Origin of the sequence: Protofrankia sp. CiP1_Cm_nod2, from assembly GCF_920664355.1 — a bacterium.
GTDB lineage: Bacteria > Actinomycetota > Actinomycetes > Frankiales > Frankiaceae > Protofrankia.
On sequence record NZ_CAKKTL010000086.1, the window covers coordinates 8,089 to 9,408 of the forward strand.

General features: G+C 64.2%; 1 protein-coding gene. It reads left to right on the top strand.

Annotated features, from left to right (window positions below):
- Positions 1-105 precede the first annotated feature (105 nt).
- A complete protein-coding gene (locus NBW84_RS11695; protein WP_250284495.1) occupies positions 106-1,302 on the top strand; it encodes an ISAzo13 family transposase in 1,197 nt (398 codons plus the stop codon).
- Positions 1,303-1,320: the final 18 nt, after the last annotated feature.

The following is a 1,320-nucleotide window of genomic DNA, read 5'->3' on the forward strand; positions in this document are numbered from 1 at the left end:
CGTCATTCAATAAGTTGATCACTTGATCTATGTTTGGGATTCCCCTGTGATCGCCTCGGTAGGGTTATATCCGTGGTGGACGAGCGTTCGGCGAAGTTTGTCGCGATGAGGGGCCGTCTGGAGATGCAGCGACCCCATCTGGACGAGCGGCAGTGGCGGATCGCTCTGGGCGCAGAGGCGGATTCGTGGGGGCATGGCGGAATTGCGGCCGTTGCCCGGGCGACGGGTGCGGCCCGGAACACGATCAAACGTGGGATGGAGGAGGCCGCAGGCCCGTCGCTGGCGCCTGCCGGCCGGGTCCGGGCGCCAGGCGGAGGCCGTAAGAAACTTGAGGAGGCCGATCCGGACATCGTCGGGGCTCTTGACGGGCTGGTTGAGCCGGAAAGCCGCGGGGACCCGATGACGCCGTTGCGGTGGACGACGAAGTCGACCCGGAAGCTTGCCCTTGAGCTGACCGGGATGGGGCATCCGGTCAGTCATGCCGTGGTGGCCGAGATCCTGAAGTCGATCGGGTACAGCCTCCAGGGGACGCGCAAAAGGCATGAGGGGCGCGGGCACCCGGACCGTGACGCCCAGTTCCGCCACATCAGTGCCACCGCGGCGGCGTTCCTGGCGGCCGGAGACCCGGTGATCAGCGTGGACACGAAGAAAAAGGAGCTGGTCGGGCCGTTCCACCAGGGCGGCAGGGAGTGGCGCCACAAGGGCGAACCGGTCGAGGTGAACGCCTACGACTTTCCCTACCTCGCAGACGGGAAGGCCATTCCCTACGGCGTCTACGACCTTGCCGACAATTCCGCGTGGGTCTCGGTCGGGGTCACCAGCGACACGGCGCAGTTCGCGGTCGCGACCATCGCCAGGTGGTGGGACGAGATGGGCCGGGAGAAGTACCCGGACGCCAGGCGCCTCATGATTACCGCCGACTGCGGCGGGTCGAACGGGAACACGGTCTGGTTGTGGAAACGGGAGCTCGCGAGGCTCGCCGCCAGGACCGGCCTGGAGATCACGGTCTGCCATTTCCCGCCAGCGACCTCGAAGTGGAACAAAATTGAGCACCGGCTGTTTTCCTATATCAGCGTCAACTGGCGCGGCCAGCCGCTCACGACCTACGAGACCGTGGTGAGCCTCATCGCCAGCACGGCCACCACGACAGGCCTCGTCGTCCGGTGCGCACTCGACCCTGCCGACTACCCGACAGGGATCAAGCTGTCCAAGAAGGAACAGGAGGAGATTCCGTTCGAGCGGGACGGTTTCCACGGCGAGTGGAACTACAAGTTCTCTTCCCATAGACCCGATATCGAATAATCAAGTTATTTTAATACG